The following is an 18,523-nucleotide window of genomic DNA, read 5'->3' as shown; positions in this document are numbered from 1 at the left end:
AGCTCTTTGCAAACACCCAGGCTTAGCGCCGGGCCATCACGCCCTGGCCAGCATCGGCCCGATACACCCGAAGCTCGACGTCACCTAACAGCGGGGTCGGCGCTCCCGCCAGGCCAGCATCTCCGTGCCGAGCCGATCGCGCAGCCCGCCGAACTCGAGATCTCACGGGAACTCGGTTGAGAAGTTAAGGATTCATGCCCTCATTGACCCGTGCTAATGGAGAAAGATCTCCCAACTTGAATCGGTTCCATGAAACGCCCGACGAAGCCTTTTGTTGTCGAATACAAGCGCAGCGCGCGAAAAGCCTTCGGACCGTCGACGATCTCGGCAAGGGATATGGCTGCGAGCCTTCCGACACCCGCAGCTGATTCGATCCCGAAATCTCCGCAGGCAGCAGCCTCCGCACTGTTCGAGATCACAAGTCAGTCGAGTCCCACCTCCAATTCGGTGCCGACGGAGCCGCGTATCTTGCCGGTCCTTACGGTTGAAGGCGACCGCACGCCTGTAACCGAGCAGACCCAGGACGATCCCCTTTGGCTGCATGACCCGTCATCACCGGCAATCGAAGCGAGAGCGTCACCTCGCAGGACAAAGGCGCGGAAGCAAGTTGCGGTTTCCGCGCCTGCCGATGTCGGTGCAGGCCCGCAGATGGCGCCGGCAGGGGATGATGGAGCGAGGGCTGGGACTTCCGAGCCGCGCACCGCTTCACTCCCGGCAGTCCGCCGGCGCCGAAGACTGCTGGAGGGGCAAGATTGTTTGCCGCGTGGGCAGCGTTGGAAACGGCGATTGCCGAAGTTCATGCGGTAGCTAGCTTCTCTGCCGCTTCTTTGCGCTCGCTGTAGCGGTTGGTGAGATAGGGGGAGAGATCGCGTGTCAGCAGCGTGAACTTAACCAATTCCTCCATCACGTCGACCACCCGGTCGTAATAGGAGGATGGCTTCATGCGGCCCGCCTCGTCGAATTCCTCGTAAGCCTTGGCGACGGAAGACTGGTTGGGGATGGTCACCATCCGCATCCAACGGCCGAGCACACGAAGCTGGTTGACCGCGTTGAAGCTCTGCGAACCGCCGGACACCTGCATGAGGGCCAACGTCCGGCCCTGCGTCGGCCGTATCACGCCAACCGATAGCGGTATCCAGTCGATCTGCGCCTTCATCACCGCGCTCATGGCGCCGTGCCGCTCCGGGCTGGTCCAGACCTGACCCTCGGACCATGCCGATAGATCGCGCAGTTCTCGCACCTTCGGATGGTCGATCTCCGCGCCGTCGGGTAGCGGCAGGCCGTGCGGATCGAAGATACGCGTCTCCGCACCGAAGTGCTTCAGCAGACGTTCGGCCTCCAGCGTCAGGAACCGGCTGTAGGAGCGTTCGCGCAGCGATCCATAGAGTAACAGAATACGCGGCGGATGCGTCGAGGGCGTCGCGCACAGCCGGTCGATGGTCGGCACGTCGAGGTTGTCGACAACGACATTGGGAAGATCGTTCTGCATCAACGGTGGGCCTCGGCAATCGCCGCGACCTTGTCGCCGCGCTCGTACCAGCCCTTGGACCTGTTCACGATCCAGACGACGGTGAGCATGACCGGCACCTCGATCAGCACGCCGACGACGGTGGCGAGCGCAGCTCCGGAATGGAATCCGAATAGACTGATGGCGGCGGCGACCGCCAGCTCGAAGAAATTGGACGCGCCGATCAGTGCCGAGGGGCCGGCGACGCAATGCTGCTCGCCCGCAATCCGGTTGAGGATATAGGCCAGCCCGGCATTGAAATACACCTGGATCAGGATCGGCACGGCGAGCAGCGCGATCACCAGCGGCTGTGCGATGATCTGTTCGCCCTGGAAGCCGAACAGCAGCACCAGCGTTGCCAGCAGCGCGACGAGTGAGACCGGGCCGAGCTTGGTCAGCAGCCGATCGAGCGCGGCTCGCCCACCTGTCGCCAACAGTCGGCGTCGAAGAAGCTGCGCGATGATCACCGGAATGACGATGTAGAGCACGACCGAAAGAACCAGCGTGCCCCATGGCACGGTGATAGCGGAGAGGCCGAGCAGCAGGCCGACGATCGGCGCGAAGGCCACCACCATGATGGCGTCGTTGAGCGCTACCTGGCTCAGCGTGAAATGCGGCTCGCCCTTGGTCAGGTTCGACCAGACGAACACCATCGCGGTACAGGGCGCGGCGGCGAGGATGATGAGGCCGGCGATATAACTGTCGATCTGATCGGCCGGCAGATGCGGTCGGAACAGCCAGCCGATAAACAGCCAGCCGAGCAGCGCCATCGAGAACGGTTTCACCGCCCAATTGATGAACAGGGTGACGCCGATGCCGCGCCAGTGGCGGCCGACCTCGCCGAGTGCCGCGAAATCGATCTTGAGCAGCATCGGGATGACCATCAGCCAGATCAGCACGGCAACCGGCAGATTGACCTTGGAAATCTCGGCCGCGCCGATCGCTTGAAATGCGCCGGGCATGATGTGCCCGAGCGCGATGCCGGCGACGATGCACAGCGCGACCCACAGCGTGAGATAGCGTTCAAAAATGGACATGGGTTTTCCTTACGCCGTCGCGACGCGGCGGCCGCGCTCGTCGATGACGCGCTCGCCGTCTTCCTTGGTAAACGCGCCCAGTTGCGAAGGCAGCAGATCGAGAACCTCTTCTGACGGCCGGCAGAGTCTCACGCCTTTCGGCGAAACGACGATCGGCCGGTTGATCAGGATCGGATGCGCCAGCATGGCGTCGAGAAGCTCGTCATCCGTCAGGCCGGGATCGCCGAGACCGAGTTCGGCATAGGGCGTTCCCTTCTCGCGCAGCAGCCCGCGCGTGGAAATCCCCATCCGCGCGATCAACTGGACCAGCATCGCCCGTGACGGTGGTGTCTTCAGATATTCGATGACATGCGGCTCGACGCCGGCATTGCGGATCAGCGCCAGCGTATTGCGCGAGGTACCGCAGTCGGGGTTGTGATAGATGATGACATCCATGATCGACCTCACGCCGCGCTGTGGCGGGGCGAGGTTGCCCCTTCGAATTGGCCGATCTCAATGAGCTTCGCCTTGAGCGAGGCCTTGTCGAGGCTTGCGACCGGCAAAGCCGCGAAGACCGAAATCCGGTTCCTGAGATAGCGGAAGGCGGCGACAAAGGCGGCCTGCTTCTGGATATCCGTGCCTTCGACCGCGGCGGGATCCTCGATCCCCCAATGGGCCGTCATCGGCTGGCCTGGCCACACCGGGCACGCTTCACCGGCGGCGTTGTCGCAGACGGTGAAGACGAAATCCATGACAGGGGCATCCGGCATCGCGAACTCCTCCCAGCTCTTCGAGCGGAAGCCCTCGGTCGGATAGTCGAAGCTCTCCAGCACCTTCAGCGCGAACGGATTGATAGTCCCTTTCGGTTGGCTGCCGGCGGACAAGGCACGGAAGCGGCCGCCGCCATCCTTGTTGAGAATGCTCTCGGCGAGGATCGACCGCGCCGAATTGCCCGTGCAAAGGAAGAGGACATTGTAGATACGGTCACTCATGAACAGCCTCCTGGGTGGCTTCATTTTTGGGTGTGCAGCAGGGCGACAGGTCGGCGATCAACGGGGCGCAGATCTCCGGGCGCCCGCCGCAGCAATCCTTGACGAGGTAGAAGGCAAGCTCGCGCACCGCATCAAGCTTGGCTCGGTAGATGATCGACCGGCTTTGCCGCTCGGCTTCGATGAGCCCGGCGCGTGTCAGGATCGCCAGATGGGTCGACATGGTGTTCTGCGGTACGCTCATGTGCCGGGCGATGTCGCCGGCCGGCAGCCCTTCCGGTTCGCGTGCGATCAGCAGCCGGAACACGTCGAGGCGCGTCGACTGGGCAAGCGCCGCGAAGGCGAGAATGGCTCTTTCTGATTCCATAATTCGAGATTACTCGATATATGGAATCATGTCCAGCCAAGCATGGTAGTGAAGGTCACCTGCCTGAGACGGCAGCTGCGCGGAGGTTGCGGCGAATCCATCTTGATTATTCTGGTTATCTATTTATATTGATAACCATGATAACCAACGAAGGGAACGCGGCCATGGCTGCCACCGATGCGACTGGCGCACTCGCCGGCTTCGCCACGATGACCGGCACGCCGGAGCAGGTCCGGCATCGTCTCGACCATCTCGGCGGTAAGCCGAAGCAGGTCATCGCTTTGACCCTCGAACACGGCAGTGAGCCGGCCGTGCGCGCGCTCGCCGAGACGTTCGAGAGCATCGCACCGCTTGTCGGCGCCATTCTCGCACGCCGCGAGACTGAGGCCATGCAGTCGATCCTTGAACTGTTGGTGCCTCACGTCCCTCCCCCCCAGCATATGTTGCTCGAGGCGCGGATGACGGCTGAGGCGCGCAAGGCCGTGCTGGAGAGCGGTGAATGGCTGACGGCGGCCCAGATCGCCGAGATGGCCGGCTTCAGTACCAACAATCCCAGCGCCCAGCCGAACAAGTGGAAGAAGGATGGCATTATCTTCGCAGTTCGGCATCGGGGGATCGATTACTTTCCTGGCTACGCGCTGGATCCGAAGACGGGCTATCGCCCGCTCAAGGCTCTCGCCGCCGTGCTCAAGGTCTTTAACGGCAGCAAGGACGATTGGGGGCTCGCATACTGGTTCGCCTCGGACAACAGCTTCCTCAGCGGCAAGCGTCCGCAGGATCTCCTGGTGGAGCAGTCTCAGCGCGTGATCGCGGCGGCCGAAGATGAGCGGCAAGGCGTGACGCATGGCTAAGCCGCCGGCCGAGCCGAAGCACGCAAAGGCGAAGGCCCCCGACGATGCAACGCCCCCTCCTCCGGCGGACTTGGGAGCAAAGACCTCAACGGTGATCTGGCCCTTGGGCCAGATCATTCATCTGATGCACCTGGACGCCTATCTCGGCGATCAGTTCAACCCGGGCCTCAAGGGCAATGCGCGCTTCAGCCCGATCGTCGACGGCGCCGACGTTGCAATCCCGACGCTCTATGGCGGCACGACTTTCGATTGCGCCGCCATGGAGACCGTTTTTCACGATGTCCCTTTCTCATCGGGTCTCAAGACCTACGACAAGGGCAAACTCACGGGTCAGACCTATTCGCGGCTGGAGCCACACCAGGATCTCGTCCTTGCCGATCTCAGCGCCACGGCACTTCGCAGATTGGGCGTCCGGCGCATCGAGCTCATCGACACTGAGAAAGATCGCTACCCGCAAACCCGCCCTTGGGCTGAGGCATTCTACGCCGCACGCCCCGACATTCACGGACTATGTTGGGTTTCGAGGCAGGATGATCGTGCGCTCGCGATCATCCTGTTCGGCAACCGGCTTCCGGCCGACGCGCTGCGCATGATCGCCCCGTCGCTCGAGGTTATCGGCACACCCGGCGTCTATGCGGACCTGATCTCCCTCGCGGATCGCATCGGGGTGAAGGTCGTCTCCGGGAAATCCTGACGCGGTATTAGACCGCAAGGCAACGGGTGGAACGAAAGCCTGCGTGAAAACCGATAATCAACGAGCTGTTCGTGACTAGTAACCGGCTTCTGCCCACAAAATCCGGTCCTGCTCCTGCTTCAAATCCTCCAGCGACACATCAACCATTTTGAGCTCGACGTTATACATTGGTAACGGCCAGTGTCGACCGAGTACAAAGACATGATCTTGTGTTGCAAAGTCGGCGGGCAACGCCTCCGTAACGAGCCGCTCGACAAGTTGATCCGTGAGCCGTTCTGCATCTCGCAGCGATTCATGCTCGACAAAATCCAGCGCTCCCCACACCTGCGCTGTTGCGTTCAGGCCAGGCAATGAAAACATCCCCAATGCGGCCATCGCTTCGGCGACAGCAAGAACGGATGGCTTCCGGGGCTCGAAGAAACCAGGATAGGTCTTCGGTGCATTCCAGATTGGAACGCGGTCCTCATAGGCTTCGATGTCCGCATAGAGTTTACTTTCGCGCCGATAGAGATTTGCGTTCGGAACGATATACTCTCCGACATCACCTTCTATGTAATGAGATTTGCGAAGAGGCTCGACGCGCTTTCGAAGGTCCGCAATGTCCTGGCTCCATCCGTCGCAAACCTCGGCATAAATCAATCGCTCGAGATGGCCGTAGAACCGACTGACGATCTGGCTCAATCTCGCGGCGATGAGGTGCCTTGGGCAGCGCACGGCATCCATCAAAATCAGAATCTTTGCCGCTTCCTCCTGCGCGAAGCCTGCCAACACCTCAGCCTCGCGTGGCTGCGCTGACAGATGGCAAGAGGCTGACCAAAATCCTCTGGCACTCTCCAGGAGAATGGGCAGTCCTTCCGCGATAAATCGGAGCAACTCGTCATAGGGCATCTGGCAGATGAGCTTCGCCTGCCGTTGCCCGAAATCCGGCGCCTTCCCCATCGTCAGTTGCCCTAAGGAGTTCTATTTACATGCGCCGTGTAATCCGACGTCCAGCACCGAAGGCGCCCGCCGCCGCCGATCGGAGTTGATGTGGACCACGAATGGTTGAAATAGTGACTGTCGCGCAATTCCAAGTCCAGCGCGGCGCTCATTGAACACAAAGGGCACTCAAGGATGCATCCGGAGCAGTCCGACACCCCCGACCTGGTGGCGGTTTCCGCCGCGCTCGTCGCAGCCTACGTTTCCAACAATTCCGTACCGACGGCCGAGCTGCCGAAATTGATCGATGACATCCACGCTGCCCTCCGGTCGCTGGGCGCTGCGGCGCCGATTGGGCCGGAGAAGAAACCGGGACCGGCGGTGTCGGTGCGCAAATCGGTCACGCCGGATTTCATCATCTGTCTCGAAGACGGCAAGAAATTCAAATCGCTGAAGCGGCATCTCCGCACGCAATATGGTCTGACGCCCGCAGAGTATCGGCAGAAATGGAACCTTCCGGCCGACTACCCGATGGTCGCGCCGAGCTATGCGCAATCCCGCTCAGCGCTGGCGAAGGCGTCCGGCCTTGGCCAGTTGCGCAAGGCTGCCGCTCCCGTGCCTGAGCCAATCGTCGAGGCCGCACCTGTGGTCGAGGAGAAGCCGAAACGCGCCTCGCGCATCAAGGCAAGCGCACCGACCGCGGTTGTGGCTGCGCCGGACACCGCCGCGTCGAAGCGCGCACCACGCAGGACGAAAGCCGTTGCTGAGCCGGTGGTGGAACCGGCCGCAAGACCCAAGAGGGGACGCAAGGCCGCCACAACCATCGATTCATGACGACGGTCGGCGCAGCGGGAGACCTCGACACCGGCTGCGTCATCGTCGAGGCAGGGCCGGCCTGGCCCATGCTCGGCTTGCTGCTCGCCCAAGCCGGCGTCGATGTGACGGTCGTCGAGAAGCACGAGGATTTCCTGCGCGATTTTCATGGTGACACGATTCACCTACCCGCGCTGGAGATGATGAGTCGGGCTTGCTCGACGAGTTTGTGCTCGACGTGAACATCGGTCAGGACCGCGATGTCCTTGAGCATCGCCTTGCGGCGGTTGCCGAAGCCGGGCGCTTTCACGCCGCGACCTTGAGGCGCGGCGGATGGTGGCGGCCGCGATGGCGTGACTTCCCGCTCGCGCGGCCGTGAATGGCGGATCGGCGGGAGCGTCTTGCGCCGGCCGCGCGAGGCTGGTCCATTCCCTATCGTCATGTCGACGCCATTCTGCTCGGGAGGTTTTCCGATGGACCGCCGAACCTTCCTGGCGACGGGATTCGCCCGCGTCGCCCTCGGCTCCGGAGCGATCGCGCAGCTCGAGCAGCACCTCAACGCTGCACCGGCAACCACTAACGATCGAGCGGTCTCCACGGTCCCTTTCGATCATCGGAATCCGACTCGGCCATGAAGATCTTTAGGGAAAGCGGCGCGCAATGTTGGCGGCTCGCGCCGCTCGCCCCGGACGATAACATAGCCGTCGCGCGCGAGCCCTCGTAGAAGGCCTGTCTGACGGAGCTGGACGAATCCTCCTCGGTGAGGCCGACAGCCTCGTGAACGAATGCCTCGGCCAGCGAGATTGTTCCGTCAGGCGGCCTGCTCGATGAGCAGGCCGCCTCGCTTCATCGTCGAAAGTCGGCCATGAGAGGCTTGGTCAAAGCGCCCGCTTGATCTCCGCGTAGTCGCCATTGGTACGCAGCGTCAACGTAACGTCGGCGCGGTCGCGGTTTCGCCAGAACCAGCCGTGGTTGCCGTCGAAGGCAGCCTCCAGCACTCCTTCGGCGCCCGGCACCGAGCGCCCCTTCTCGTAGCTGGTCTGCTGCCCGCCGCCGTCGCCATGAAGGTCGAAGTTCACGACACCTCCGGTGACGGTCCAAGAGAAGTTCACGCGGGCACCCTGATTCATCACCAGCTTGACCTCGGTGCCTTCGCCCGGCTTCAGCGTGATCGTCATCACATCAGTGCGGCCTGCCGGGGTCTGCGCCGCAGCCGAACCGATCACCAGCTCGGCGAAGATCCTGGCGGCCAGGCTGGAACGTTGATCAGGCGTCGGCAGCGCGGCCGGGATTTCTCCCTGCTGGCCGGCTGCACGATCCCGTTCCGCCTCATCGGCGAGCTGGGTCTTGATCTCGCCCATCTCGGCCAGGCCAAGCGCGCGCCCGATGCCGGTCGGGTCGATGGCGTACTCGGCCGGCAGGACGATGGTGACCAGGATCGCCGCCGCCGCGACGATGGCGATGATGGTGGAGCGGAGAAGCTGCTTCGAGGTCGGCAGCTCGGCGCGGGTCGGAATATCGGTGTTGTACATGGGAGGAATCCTTTTTCGGATGTTCAGGAGACGACCCAGCCGGTGAGCTGATAGCCGATCAGCACGAACCCGGCGGTCATCATGACGGTGTTGGCAGTGTAGGCATGGCGCCAGAAGCTGTCGGTTCGGCGCCAGTAGCCCATGACGATCAGGATGGCGGCGAGCGCCAGGAGCTGGCCGATTTCCACGCCGACATTGAAGGCGAGAAGGTTCGGCACGAGACCGTCGGGCGAGATGTTGTATTCGATGATCTTGGTCGACAGGCCGAAGCCGTGGAAGAAGCCGAAGATCAGGGTGGCGATCTTGGTGTTCGGCTGGAAGCCGAGCCAGCGCTGGAAGGCGCCCATATTGTCGAGCGCCTTGTAGACCACCGACAGGCCGATGATCGCATCGATGATGTAGCTGTTAATCCCGACGTTGAAATAGACGCCGAGCAGCATGGTCGTGGAGTGGCCGAGCGCGAACAGGCTCACATAGATGCCGATGTGCTTCATCCGGTAGAGGAAGAAGATCACGCCGAACAGGAACAGGATGTGGTCGTATCCCGTCACCATGTGCTTGGCGCCGAGATAGATGAAGGGCAGCAGGTTGATGCCGGTGATCTCCTGGATGTAGCCCTTGTCGCCTTCGGCCACGGCATGGGCGAAGGCCGCCCCGCCGAGCAGCGGCAGGGTCAGGAGAGCGATGAGCATGGGAAGGGCGAGCCGCCAGCGCGCGCAAGGCGTGCGTGGCGGGCCCTCGTAGAAGGGTCCTTGCATGAGAATTCCTATCGTCGTCGTTTGAGGGTGGCCGCGTGCGCGGCCGCGATCATGCGAGGAGGATCGGTCTCGGAGGGCGTTCAAGCCGGAAACGGGTTTCCAGATCGGCAAACGACGGCGGGTAAGCCAGCCAACTCCGACCTATCGAGGGAGCCGGCTGTGCGATGCCGGAAAGCATGCTCGCTGTCTCATGGGTATGATCGGCTGGATTGTGGCCGTGGGAATGGCCAGGGCTCTGCTCGTCGGCTTCGCCGTCGTCATGGCTGTGGTCGTGTGCTTCGATCTGCGCTGCCAATTCAGCATGACGGGCTGCTTCGGCGGACGCAAGCGCGACCGGATTGTGCGAGGCGGAGCTGCCCATTGGGGACAACAGCATGCCGATCGTCATCGCGACGGCGATGACGAAGCGAAAGGCTGCGCTGTAGGCCCAGTTCGGCATGCTCAACGACTATTCACTCAAATCTTAACGAATCGTTGTCAGGCCGGAATCATCTCCTGGCCAGTGTCTTGTGATATCCTCTCCAGGGGGATAGTATCAAGCCCATGAACGAAACCCTTCACGTCCACGAAACCCACCCCGAGATCGTCAAGCGGCTGAAGCGCGCCGATGGGCACCTCAAGGGCATCATCGAAATGATCGAGGCCGGCAGACCCTGCCTCGATATCGCCCAGCAGCTTCATGCGGTCGAGAAGGCAGTCTGTCAGGCCAAGCGGACGCTGATCCAGGACCATCTCGACCATTGCCTTGAAGACGTCGTCGGCCCGCTGGCGCGCGAGCAGCGCCGCTCGATCGACGAGTTCAAGGAAATCACCAAGTACCTGTGAGTCCCCGATGCCGTCCTTCGCCGAGCTGATCCAACAGAGTTCCGGCCACGCCTGGCTGTTCATCCCGAGCGCGATCCTGCTCGGTGCGCTGCACGGGCTGGAGCCCGGCCATTCCAAGACGATGATGGCGGCCTTCATCGTCGCCGTCCGTGGAACCGTGACGCAGGCCGTGCTGCTCGGCCTGGCGGCGACGGCGTCGCACACCCTCGTCGTGTGGGGCATCGCGCTCGGCGGCATGTATCTCTGGCGGGGTGTCGATGCCGAGACGTTCGAGCCGTATTTCCAGCTCGCCTCGGCAGCGATCATCATCGCGATCGCGCTGTGGATGCTCTGGCGCACGTGGCAGGATCAGCAGCGGGCCAAGGCCGCAGCCGGCGATCACGGCCATGGGCACGATCATCCTCACCCACATGGAGATCATGATGATAGCCACGCCCATGAGGGTCATCATGGGCACGATCATGGCCATGGCGGTCATGCCCATGGGGAGGATATCCGCCGCATCGACACTGGCCATGGCGTCGTCGCGGTCGAGGTGTTCGAGGATGGCGTGCCGCCGCGCTGGCGCATCCGCACCGAGCGCGGTCACGCCTGGACGGCCGGTGACGTGACCGTCGTCACCGAGCGGCCGGACGGCGCACGGCGGGCCTTCACCTTCGTCGACCGTGGCGGCTATCTCGAATCCGTCGACGAGATTCCCGAGCCGCATGAGTTCATGGCGCGGGTCAGCCTCGGCCATGGCGGCCACACCCACGACTACGACCTGTCCTTCGTCGAGGGACAGGGCCACGACCACATGCACGAGGAACTGCGCGGGCTCGAGGTGGCGACCGACGGCTATCAAGACGCGCACGAGCTGGCGCACGCCAACGACATCCGCCGCCAGTTTGCCGACCGCGACGTCACCACCTGGCAGATCATCATGTTCGGGCTGACCGGCGGCCTGATCCCATGCCCGGCGGCGATCACCGTCCTGCTGCTCTGCCTTCAACTCAAGGAGTTCACGCTCGGCTTCGCGCTGGTGCTGTGCTTCTCGATCGGTCTGGCGATCACGCTGGTGACGGTCGGCGCGGCTGCGGCACTGAGCGTCCGCCACGCGACCAAGCGCTGGTCGTGGTTCTCGACCTTCGCCCGGCGGGCCCCCTATTTCTCCAGCCTCCTCATCATCGCGGTCGGCCTCTACGTCGGATACCACGGTTGGGCGGGACTATCCGCCGCCGGGGCCTGATGCGCTCACGTTTCAAGCCAAGACCGCAATCCGAGATAGCGAGCCGATCATGATGTCCGAGATATCAGGCGCCGAAAGCGTTGCACCGGCGCCTGTAGCGGGTCCATCGGGTTGGCGATCGCTGATGACGCGCGAGCGCTGGTTCGAGGTCGCGCGCATCGTCTTTACCGGCCTGATGGCGTTGCTGTATTGGCGGCAGCTCATTCCGATACAAGCCTTGTGGGTGGCCGTTGCCATCGGCTTGTATCCGCTTGTCAAGACCGGCGTCGTTGACCTCGTAAAAGAGCGTAAGATCGGCACCGAGATATTCGTCACCATCGCCACGGTGGTCGCGCTGATCGGAGGCGAGACCGTCGCCGGCGCGGTCCTCATGGTGATCATTCTGATCGCCGAGTTCATCGCCGATCTGAATATGGATCGCGCGCGAGCCTCTATCAAAGACCTGATCGGCTCCGTGCCGCAGGTTGCGCTTGTGAGAGACGCGCGCGGCGAACGCATTGTCCCGATCGAGAAACTGCGCGCAGGCGACGTTGTCTTGGTGCGGGCCGGCGAGAAGATCCCGGTCGACGGCACCGTCGTCGGCGGAGCGGCTTCGGTCAACGAAGCGTCGATCACAGGCGAGAGCATTCCGAAGGACAAAAGCGACGGTGCCGATGTCTTTGCGGGGACCATCGTCGAATCCGGCGCTTTGGACATCGAGACCGAGAAGGTCGGTGCCGACACCACCTTTGCCCGCATCATCAGTCTGGTCGAGAATGCCGAAGCGGAACAGGCACCCGTCCAGAAACTGGCGGACAAGGTCGCGTCATGGCTGATTCCGGTCGTGCTGATCTTCCTCGTTGCGGTTTATCTTTATACTCGCGACATCCGGATGATCGTCACTCTGCTGATTTTTACATCGCCTGCCGAACTCGGATTGGCGACCCCGCTGGTGATCATCGCAGCCATTGCGCGGGCCGCACGCAGCGGAATTCTGGTCAAAGGAGGCATCTATCTGGAGTCGTTGGCCAAGGTCGACGTCCTGGTGTTCGACAAGACGGGCACCCTGACGGCGAACAAGCCGGAGGTCGTCGGCGTGGAGATGCAAGATGGCACGATTTCGGAAGCTGATCTGATCAGCCTTGCCGCCGCTGCTGATCGGCGCTCGGCTCACCCCTTGGCAAAGGCAGTCGTCAACTACGCCGCCCGGATGAAAATCGACGTCCCGGAACCGGAACAGTATCAGCAGTTGCAGGCGCGCGGTGTGAAGGCGACGGTCTCCGGCCGCGCCGTGCTGGTCGGAAATGCATCCTTGTTGCGCGAGAGCGGCGTGCCGCTTTCCGATGCGATCGAGAATGGCGGACAGACGCCGGTTCACGTCGCGATCGATGGCAGGTTCGCGGGCGTGATCTTCATTGCAGACACATTGCGGCCCGGTGCGCGCGAAGCGCTGGCACGACTCCGCGCGACCGGGGTGAAGCGCATCGTCATGCTGACGGGTGATAATGAGGCCACGGCGCGGACCATCGCCAAGGAACTCGGCGTGGATGAAGTGCGTGCCGATTTGATGCCGCAGGACAAGGTTGCCGCCATCGCCGAACTGCAAAGGCAGGGTCATCGCGTGGCGATGGTCGGCGACGGCATCAACGACGCGCCGGCGCTGGCACGCGCCGATGTCGGCATTGCGATGGGCAGCGGCGGCACGCAGGCGGCGCTGGAGGCCGCCGACATTGCATTGATGAAGGATGATCTCACAAAAATTGTCAGCGCCCGCGCGATTGCTCGACGTGCTTACCGGACAATTCAAGAGAATCTCTTCGTTGGCGTCGGTGTTGTGCATGTCTTGGGCATTACCGCGGCGCTGATGGGCTGGATCGGCCCCATCGAGGCTGCCATGTTGCACTTGGGTCCTGATATCCTGGTGTTCCTGAATTCGGCAAAATTGCTGCGCATTCGCATCCGTGACGTTTGACAATGCGTTGTGGCCTTTCGCCGTTGCGCATGCTCGTCGCTACTCGACAGGACCAGAGTGATGGCCGATCTCGCCGTCTATGCCGGCCTGTTCCTGGCCGCGCTTGCCGCCGCGACCATCCTGCCGATGCAGTCGGAAGCGGTTCTGGTCGGGCTGCTGGTCGCGGATTATTCGCCGGGGCTGCTGATCACGGTGGCGAGCGTCGGCAATGTGCTGGGATCGGTGATCAACTGGCTGCTCGGGCGCGGCATCGAGCGGTTCCGGGACCGGCCCTGGTTCCCGGCAAGCGGCGGGAAACTGGAGCGCGCGCAGCGCTGGTATCGCCGCTACGGGAAATGGTCGCTGCTGCTGAGCTGGGCGCCGATCATCGGCGATCCGCTCACCGTCGTCGCTGGCGTTCTGCGTGAGCCGTTCCCAATGTTCCTCCTGCTTGTCACGATCGCCAAGATTGGCCGCTACCTTGTTCTCGCGGCCGCAACATTGGGATTCGCATGACGCAGGTGCTCCAGGACCTGATCAGTTTCCAGCGCGAGATCTATCTGGCTTTTGCGAACCAGATCACCGCGTTCGCCAATGGCGGCGGCTGGGGCGCGTTTCTGGTCTATCTGCCCATGGGCATCCTGTTCGGCGCCGCCCACGCCATGACGCCGGGCCACAGCAAGGCGGTGCTGGCCACCTATCTTGCCGGATCGCCGTCCGGCCTCGTTCGCGGGCTCGGCGTGTCGCTCGCACTGTCGTTCACCCATGTCACCATGTCGGTGATCATCGCGCTGTTGGCGCTGCCGCTGGTCTCGATCAGCCTGGGCAGCGTCGGGCGCGCGCCAATGCTCGAAGACGTCAGCCGCGGGCTTCTCGGCCTGATCGGCCTGTGGATGCTGTATCGCGCCTTCCGGCATAGGCCGCACCAGCATGACCACGGCGAAGGCATGGCCTTCGGCTTCATGGCCGGCCTCATCCCTTGTCCGCTGACGCTGTTCGTCATGACCTTCGCGATTTCACGGGGCGTGCCGGAGGCCGGTGTCGCCTTCGCGGTCACGATGATGATCGGCGTTGCGCTGGTCCTGTCGCTGGTGGCGGTCGCGACGATCCTCTTTCGCAAGAGGGTCGTTCATCTGATCGAAGGCCGGCCACTGCTGCTGGACAGGATCACAAGAGCCATCGAGGGGATCGCCGGGCTGTTGCTCACAACCATTGCCGTGCGCGAGCTGATCTGGCGATGAAGCCGCAGTCCAGTTCATCCGCCGGGCGGTCTGCCCCATCGTCACGCGGCGATGTTAGAAGTGTATTGCCTATCAACAACCCGAGGCGGCAGGAGCCGCCCGAGAGGAGACCATGCCTAGTACCGATGGCAGTAGTATCACCGACCTGATCGGGATACTCGCCGTACTTATTCTCGTTGCCGCAAATGGATTTTTCGTCGCGGCTGAATTTTCCCTCGTTGCCGTCCGCCGCAGCCGCGTCACGGAACTTGTCGCAGTAGGTCGGCTAAACGCTTCCGCGCTCGAGCGCGCCGTCGACAATCTCGACGCCAACCTTGCGGCGACACAACTCGGCATCACCCTGTCGTCGCTGGCGCTCGGCTGGGTCGGCGAGCCGGCGTTGGCCCATCTGATCGAACCTTTGTTGAGCGGCTTGCCCGGATCGCTCGCCACCGCCGGCTCGCACACCATCGCCGTCGTCATTGCCTTCGCCATCATCACCACGCTGCACATCGTGCTCGGCGAACTGGCGCCGAAGAGCCTTGCGCTCCAGCGCAGCGAGACCACGGCGCTCTGGGTCGTGCGGCCGCTCGGCATGTTCCTGTTCCTGCTCCGACCGGCGATCATCTTGCTCAACGGCTTGGGCAACCTCGTGCTGCGGCTCTGCGGACTGCAGCCGGGTGCCGGTGAGGGATCACTGCATTCACCCGAGGAGCTGAAGCTGCTCGTCGCCGCAAGCCAGGAAGCGGGCCTTCTTTATCAGGCCCAACAGGAGGTCGTCGAGCGCGTATTCAACATCGGTGATCGGCGCATCGCCGACATCATGACCCCGCGGCGTGACATCGACTGGATCGATGCCGATGACGGCCCGGATGAGATGCTCCGCACCATTCGCGAATGTCGCCATGAGCAGCTCCTTGTCGGTCAGGGTGGCATCGACGAGCCGCTCGGCATGATCCTGAAGAAGGATCTCCTCGATCAGGTCCTCGACGGGAAGACCATCGATCCAATGGCGGCGATCCGTGAACCCGTGATCGTACACGAGGCGACACCGATCTTCCGTGTGCTCGATCAGTTCAAGAAGGCGCCGGTGCGTCTGGCGATCGTCATCGACGAATATGGCGCCCTGGAAGGGATCGTCACCCAGACCGACCTGCTGGAAGCGATTGCCGGCGATCTGCCGGATGCGGAAGGTGAAGACCCGGATATCGTCGAGCGGGAGGATGGCTCGCTGCTGATCGACGGTATGATGCCGGCACATGATGCCTTCGCCCGGCTCGGCTTCAAGCTGCGATCGGCGGATGGCGACTTCCACACCATCGCCGGGTTCGCGCTCGCCCGGCTCGGGCATCTTCCCGAGGTCAGCGAGCATTTCGACTATGAGGGCTGGCGATTCGAAGTCATCGACATGGACGGGAGACGAATCGACAAGCTGCTGGCCCGTCGGGAGCACGTGGAGGGGTCTTGAGGCCAGCCATAGGCTTGCGAATGGAGGACCTTGCGGGTAGATTGAGGTTAAGGGGTTATTCGCGATTGCCCCGTGAGGCGGCAGCCCAAACATCGCGTCCATCGTTCCCCAGAAGGGAGTGGACGCTCATGCCGTCTAGCACTGAAATAACCACGTCTCAGCTCGCCCGCCTCGTCGGTATTCCATCCGCGCCGGCTATCGTAGATGTGCGCCTGGCCGAGGATTTTGACGCCGATCCGCGTCTCCTCCCGGCGGCTGTCCGCCGGGACTTCCAGACCGTCACGAACTGGGCGGCCGAGTTCGCCGGCCGCGACGTCGTTGTCGTCTGCCAGAGGGGGCAGAAGCTCAGCCAGGGCGTGACCGCCTGGCTCCGGCATGAGGGGATCAATGCCGAGACCCTCGAAGGCGGCTTCGAGGCCTGGCGGTCGGCCGGTGGACTGCTGGTCAAGACCGAAAAGCTGCCGCCGCGCGATGAGCAAGGCCGCACCGTCTGGGCGACACGCGCGCGACCGAAGGTCGACCGCATCGCCTGTCCCTGGCTCATCCGCCGCTTCATCGATCCGACCGCCGTGTTCCTGTTCGTCGCGGCGACCGAAGTGGCCGCCGTCGCCGAACGCTTCAACGCGATAGCCTTCGATATCGACGACGTGTTCTGGAGCCACCGTGGTGAGCGCTGCACCTTCGACACCATGGTCGAGGAGTTCGGCCTGACCTCGGAGCCACTGGACCGCCTGGCAACCATCGTGCGAGCGGCGGACACGGCGCGGCTTGATCTCGTGCCGCAGGCGGCCGGCTTCCTCGCCGCCTCGCTGGGCCTATCGCGGATGTTCCGCAACGATCTCGAACAGCTCGAAGCGGGCCTGCTGCTCTACGACGCCTTTTATCGCTGGTCCCGCGACGCGACCGAGGAAACGCACAACTGGCCGTCTAGCCAGAAGCTGGCATGAGGGAGGCGACCATGTCGATCACCCTCACGACGGATGATTCCGTCTCCACGCCTGCAGCCCCGACCTTCGCTGAAGCCACCAGGGTATGGGCCAGGATCGGCCTTCTCAGCTTTGGCGGGCCGGCCGGACAGATCGCCCTGATGCACAAGGAACTGGTCGAGGAGCGCCGCTGGATCGGCGAGCAGCGTTTCCTGCACGCCCTCAACTATTGCATGCTGCTGCCAGGACCCGAGGCGCAGCAGCTCGCCACCTATATCGGCTGGCTGATGCATCGAACCGTCGGCGGCCTCGTCGCCGGCATCCTGTTCGTCCTGCCGGGCGCCTTCGTCATGCTGGGCCTCAGCATCCTCTATGTGCTGTACCGCGAGGTGCCGCTGATCGACGCCGTGTTCTTCGGCGTCAAGGCGGCGGTCCTCGCGGTCGTCGTCGAGGCGGTGCTGCGGATCGGCCGGAGGGCGCTCAAGAACCGCGCGATGATCGCGATTGCCGTTGCGGCGTTCATCGGCATCTTCGTCTTCAGGATTCCGTTTCCGCTGATCATCCTGATCGCAGGGCTTGTGGGCTGGATCGGCAGTCGGCAAGCGCCGCAGCTCTTCGCCGCCGGAGGGCATGGTTCCAAGGGAGCCGTTCTTGAGTTCAAGGGCGTCGTCGATCTCATGTTCGAGCGCGGCGAACTCACCCATGCCGAACCCTCCTGGGGGCGGGCCTTTCGGGTGACCGCCATCTGGCTGCCGATCTGGCTCGGGCCGGTCCTGCTGCTCTGGCTCCTGACCGGCACCTCCAGCGTCTGGACTCAGCTCGGCGCCTTCTTTAGCTCGATGGCGGTCGTCACCTTCGGCGGCGCCTACGCCGTCCTCGCCTATGTGGCGCAGGCCGCCGTCGACACCTTCGGCTGGCTCGCGCCGGGCGAGATGGTCGATGGGCTCGGCCTCGCCGAAACGACGCCGGGGCCGCTGATCATGGTGCTCCAGTTCGTCGGCTTCCTCGCCGCCTATCGGACGCCCGGCGTTCTCGATCCGCTACTGGCCGGCTGTCTCGGTGCTCTCCTGACCACCTGGGTCACGTTCGCACCGTGCTTTTTCTGGATCTTTCTTGGGGCGCCCTACATCGAGGCTCTGCGCGGCAACAAGGCGATCTCATCGGCGCTCTCAGCGATCACCGCCGCAGTCGTCGGCGTGGTCATGAACCTTGCTTTGTGGTTCGCGCTACACGTCGTGTTTCGGGAGGTGCGGACGTTCGAGATTCTCGGCGTCGGTCCGGACCTGCCGGTGCTCACATCGATCGACTGGCGGGCCGCAGTTCTCGCTGTCGCTGCGATGATTGCCATGTTGCGCTTCAAAGTCGGAATGATCCCGACGCTCGGCCTTTGCGCGGTGGCCGGTGTTTTTGTCAGCTATTTACCTGTGTGACACGAGGGAAGGCCCACTGGCGGACGAATTTGGGCACGTGATGTCCGCGCT

General features: G+C 63.1%; 21 protein-coding genes and 1 pseudogene. 13 read left to right on the top strand and 9 right to left on the bottom strand.

The window, feature by feature from the left end; genetic code table 11:
• Window positions 1-796 precede the first annotated feature (796 nt).
• Genes arsH through V5F48_RS23380 form a run of 5 tightly spaced genes read right to left on the bottom strand, consistent with a single transcriptional unit; the run spans window position 797 to window position 3,879 of the window.
• Window positions 797-1,489 carry an arsenical resistance protein ArsH gene (gene arsH / locus V5F48_RS23400; RefSeq protein ID WP_394016356.1) on the bottom strand — a complete coding sequence of 231 codons (693 nt, stop codon included), beginning with the start codon at window positions 1,487-1,489 and terminating at the stop codon, window positions 797-799.
• On the bottom strand, window positions 1,489-2,544 hold the full coding sequence (gene arsB, locus V5F48_RS23395; RefSeq protein ID WP_394086194.1) for an ACR3 family arsenite efflux transporter: 1,056 nt from the start codon (window positions 2,542-2,544) through the stop codon (window positions 1,489-1,491). Before arsB ends, arsH begins: the two co-directional genes overlap by 1 nt.
• Window positions 2,545-2,553: 9 nt before the next feature.
• Complete coding sequence (gene arsC / locus V5F48_RS23390) at window positions 2,554-2,979, bottom strand: arsenate reductase (glutaredoxin) (RefSeq protein WP_394072510.1); 426 nt, start codon at window positions 2,977-2,979, stop codon at window positions 2,554-2,556.
• A gap of 8 nt (window positions 2,980-2,987) precedes the next feature.
• Window positions 2,988-3,515 (bottom strand): arsenate reductase ArsC, encoded by a 528-nt coding sequence (locus tag V5F48_RS23385; RefSeq protein ID WP_394086193.1) that lies wholly within the window; start codon window positions 3,513-3,515, stop codon window positions 2,988-2,990.
• The gene (locus tag V5F48_RS23380; protein ID WP_394072514.1) at window positions 3,508-3,879 is read right to left on the bottom strand and encodes an ArsR/SmtB family transcription factor; all 372 of its coding nucleotides are present in this window, start codon (window positions 3,877-3,879) and stop codon (window positions 3,508-3,510) included. The genes V5F48_RS23385 and V5F48_RS23380 overlap by 8 nt, the downstream gene beginning before the upstream one ends.
• A gap of 164 nt (window positions 3,880-4,043) precedes the next feature.
• On the opposite strand from V5F48_RS23380, the gene V5F48_RS23375 reads away from it, so the two are divergent.
• Together V5F48_RS23375 and V5F48_RS23370 are read left to right on the top strand one after the other, a co-directional pair.
• A complete protein-coding gene (locus V5F48_RS23375; RefSeq protein ID WP_394072516.1) occupies window positions 4,044-4,730 on the top strand; it encodes a hypothetical protein in 687 nt (228 codons plus the stop codon).
• The gene (locus V5F48_RS23370) at window positions 4,723-5,424 is read left to right on the top strand and encodes an RES family NAD+ phosphorylase (protein ID WP_394260431.1); all 702 of its coding nucleotides are present in this window, start codon (window positions 4,723-4,725) and stop codon (window positions 5,422-5,424) included. The genes V5F48_RS23375 and V5F48_RS23370 overlap by 8 nt, the downstream gene beginning before the upstream one ends.
• 75 nt (window positions 5,425-5,499) lie before the next feature.
• On the opposite strand, the gene V5F48_RS23365 is transcribed toward V5F48_RS23370, so the two are convergent.
• Complete coding sequence (locus V5F48_RS23365; protein WP_298316525.1) at window positions 5,500-6,363, bottom strand: hypothetical protein; 864 nt, start codon at window positions 6,361-6,363, stop codon at window positions 5,500-5,502.
• A gap of 174 nt (window positions 6,364-6,537) precedes the next feature.
• On the opposite strand from V5F48_RS23365, the gene V5F48_RS23360 reads away from it, so the two are divergent.
• From V5F48_RS23360 to V5F48_RS23350, 3 genes and pseudogenes are all read left to right on the top strand, one after another.
• Window positions 6,538-7,176, top strand: coding sequence for a Ros/MucR family transcriptional regulator (locus V5F48_RS23360; protein WP_394072522.1), 639 nt, complete (start codon window positions 6,538-6,540; stop codon window positions 7,174-7,176).
• A pseudogene (locus tag V5F48_RS23355) lies at window positions 7,173-7,361 on the top strand (FAD-dependent monooxygenase); the annotation flags it as partial. The gene V5F48_RS23360 and the pseudogene V5F48_RS23355, both read left to right, overlap by 4 nt.
• An 8-nt stretch (window positions 7,362-7,369) precedes the next feature.
• Window positions 7,370-7,534, top strand: coding sequence for a hypothetical protein (locus tag V5F48_RS23350; RefSeq protein ID WP_298316528.1), 165 nt, complete (start codon window positions 7,370-7,372; stop codon window positions 7,532-7,534).
• A 499-nt stretch (window positions 7,535-8,033) separates the two neighbouring features.
• On the opposite strand, the gene V5F48_RS23345 is transcribed toward V5F48_RS23350, so the two are convergent.
• The 3 genes from V5F48_RS23345 to V5F48_RS23335 all read right to left on the bottom strand — a co-directional run bounded on the left by V5F48_RS23345 (window position 8,034) and on the right by V5F48_RS23335 (window position 9,884).
• Window positions 8,034-8,687, bottom strand: a complete 654-nt coding sequence (locus V5F48_RS23345; RefSeq protein WP_298316530.1) for a transmembrane anchor protein — start codon at window positions 8,685-8,687, stop codon at window positions 8,034-8,036.
• 23 nt (window positions 8,688-8,710) lie between these two features.
• The gene (locus V5F48_RS23340) at window positions 8,711-9,379 is read right to left on the bottom strand and encodes a HupE/UreJ family protein (RefSeq protein WP_394072548.1); all 669 of its coding nucleotides are present in this window, start codon (window positions 9,377-9,379) and stop codon (window positions 8,711-8,713) included.
• 115 nt (window positions 9,380-9,494) lie between these two features.
• Complete coding sequence (locus tag V5F48_RS23335; protein WP_394072525.1) at window positions 9,495-9,884, bottom strand: hypothetical protein; 390 nt, start codon at window positions 9,882-9,884, stop codon at window positions 9,495-9,497.
• A gap of 104 nt (window positions 9,885-9,988) precedes the next feature.
• Here V5F48_RS23335 and V5F48_RS23330 point away from each other — a divergent pair, with 104 nt between their 5' ends.
• The 8 genes from V5F48_RS23330 (at window position 9,989) to chrA (ending at window position 18,472) form a co-directional block, all read left to right on the top strand.
• Entirely contained in the window at window positions 9,989-10,270 is a 282-nt protein-coding gene (locus V5F48_RS23330; protein WP_394072527.1) for a metal-sensing transcriptional repressor, read from the top strand.
• A gap of 7 nt (window positions 10,271-10,277) precedes the next feature.
• The gene (locus V5F48_RS23325; RefSeq protein WP_394086188.1) at window positions 10,278-11,498 is read left to right on the top strand and encodes a nickel/cobalt efflux transporter; all 1,221 of its coding nucleotides are present in this window, start codon (window positions 10,278-10,280) and stop codon (window positions 11,496-11,498) included.
• Window positions 11,499-11,622: 124 nt separating this feature from the next.
• Window positions 11,623-13,449, top strand: coding sequence for a heavy metal translocating P-type ATPase (locus V5F48_RS23320; RefSeq protein WP_394072531.1), 1,827 nt, complete (start codon window positions 11,623-11,625; stop codon window positions 13,447-13,449).
• 60 nt (window positions 13,450-13,509) lie between these two features.
• Window positions 13,510-13,944, top strand: a complete 435-nt coding sequence (locus V5F48_RS23315) for a YqaA family protein (RefSeq protein ID WP_394086186.1) — start codon at window positions 13,510-13,512, stop codon at window positions 13,942-13,944.
• Window positions 13,945-13,949: 5 nt separating this feature from the next.
• Window positions 13,950-14,669 (top strand): nickel/cobalt transporter, encoded by a 720-nt coding sequence (locus V5F48_RS23310; protein WP_394260433.1) that lies wholly within the window; start codon window positions 13,950-13,952, stop codon window positions 14,667-14,669.
• A gap of 112 nt (window positions 14,670-14,781) precedes the next feature.
• A complete protein-coding gene (locus V5F48_RS23305; RefSeq protein ID WP_394072535.1) occupies window positions 14,782-16,116 on the top strand; it encodes a hemolysin family protein in 1,335 nt (444 codons plus the stop codon).
• Window positions 16,117-16,244: 128 nt separating this feature from the next.
• On the top strand, window positions 16,245-17,063 hold the full coding sequence (locus V5F48_RS23300; protein WP_394072537.1) for a chromate resistance protein ChrB domain-containing protein: 819 nt from the start codon (window positions 16,245-16,247) through the stop codon (window positions 17,061-17,063).
• 11 nt (window positions 17,064-17,074) lie between these two features.
• A complete protein-coding gene (gene chrA, locus V5F48_RS23295; RefSeq protein WP_394072539.1) occupies window positions 17,075-18,472 on the top strand; it encodes a chromate efflux transporter in 1,398 nt (465 codons plus the stop codon).
• The last annotated feature ends 51 nt before the right edge of the window (window positions 18,473-18,523 follow it).

The organism is Xanthobacter autotrophicus ATCC 700552 (assembly GCF_043194565.1).
Taxonomy (GTDB): domain Bacteria; phylum Pseudomonadota; class Alphaproteobacteria; order Rhizobiales; family Xanthobacteraceae; genus Xanthobacter; species Xanthobacter autotrophicus_F.
The sequence above is the reverse complement of the archived record's forward strand: the minus strand, read 5'-3'. Positions and strand labels throughout refer to the sequence as shown.

Excerpts from the sequence above, each read along its gene's own strand:
- arsH (WP_394016356.1), bottom strand. The coding sequence starts at position 1,489 with ATGCAGAACGATCTTCCCAATGTCGTTGTCGACAACCTCGACGTGCCG.
- arsB (WP_394086194.1), bottom strand. The coding sequence starts at position 2,544 with ATGTCCATTTTTGAACGCTATCTCACGCTGTGGGTCGCGCTGTGCATC.
- arsC (WP_394072510.1), bottom strand. The coding sequence starts at position 2,979 with ATGGATGTCATCATCTATCACAACCCCGACTGCGGTACCTCGCGCAAT.
- V5F48_RS23385 (WP_394086193.1), bottom strand. The coding sequence starts at position 3,515 with ATGAGTGACCGTATCTACAATGTCCTCTTCCTTTGCACGGGCAATTCG.
- V5F48_RS23380 (WP_394072514.1), bottom strand. The coding sequence starts at position 3,879 with ATGGAATCAGAAAGAGCCATTCTCGCCTTCGCGGCGCTTGCCCAGTCG.
- V5F48_RS23375 (WP_394072516.1), top strand. The coding sequence starts at position 4,044 with ATGGCTGCCACCGATGCGACTGGCGCACTCGCCGGCTTCGCCACGATG.
- V5F48_RS23370 (WP_394260431.1), top strand. The coding sequence starts at position 4,723 with ATGGCTAAGCCGCCGGCCGAGCCGAAGCACGCAAAGGCGAAGGCCCCC.
- V5F48_RS23365 (WP_298316525.1), bottom strand. The coding sequence starts at position 6,363 with ATGGGGAAGGCGCCGGATTTCGGGCAACGGCAGGCGAAGCTCATCTGC.
- V5F48_RS23360 (WP_394072522.1), top strand. The coding sequence starts at position 6,538 with ATGCATCCGGAGCAGTCCGACACCCCCGACCTGGTGGCGGTTTCCGCC.
- V5F48_RS23345 (WP_298316530.1), bottom strand. The coding sequence starts at position 8,687 with ATGTACAACACCGATATTCCGACCCGCGCCGAGCTGCCGACCTCGAAG.
- V5F48_RS23340 (WP_394072548.1), bottom strand. The coding sequence starts at position 9,379 with ATGCTCATCGCTCTCCTGACCCTGCCGCTGCTCGGCGGGGCGGCCTTC.
- V5F48_RS23335 (WP_394072525.1), bottom strand. The coding sequence starts at position 9,884 with ATGCCGAACTGGGCCTACAGCGCAGCCTTTCGCTTCGTCATCGCCGTC.
- V5F48_RS23330 (WP_394072527.1), top strand. The coding sequence starts at position 9,989 with ATGAACGAAACCCTTCACGTCCACGAAACCCACCCCGAGATCGTCAAG.
- V5F48_RS23325 (WP_394086188.1), top strand. The coding sequence starts at position 10,278 with ATGCCGTCCTTCGCCGAGCTGATCCAACAGAGTTCCGGCCACGCCTGG.
- V5F48_RS23320 (WP_394072531.1), top strand. The coding sequence starts at position 11,623 with ATGACGCGCGAGCGCTGGTTCGAGGTCGCGCGCATCGTCTTTACCGGC.
- V5F48_RS23315 (WP_394086186.1), top strand. The coding sequence starts at position 13,510 with ATGGCCGATCTCGCCGTCTATGCCGGCCTGTTCCTGGCCGCGCTTGCC.
- V5F48_RS23305 (WP_394072535.1), top strand. The coding sequence starts at position 14,782 with ATGCCTAGTACCGATGGCAGTAGTATCACCGACCTGATCGGGATACTC.
- V5F48_RS23300 (WP_394072537.1), top strand. The coding sequence starts at position 16,245 with ATGCCGTCTAGCACTGAAATAACCACGTCTCAGCTCGCCCGCCTCGTC.
- chrA (WP_394072539.1), top strand. The coding sequence starts at position 17,075 with ATGTCGATCACCCTCACGACGGATGATTCCGTCTCCACGCCTGCAGCC.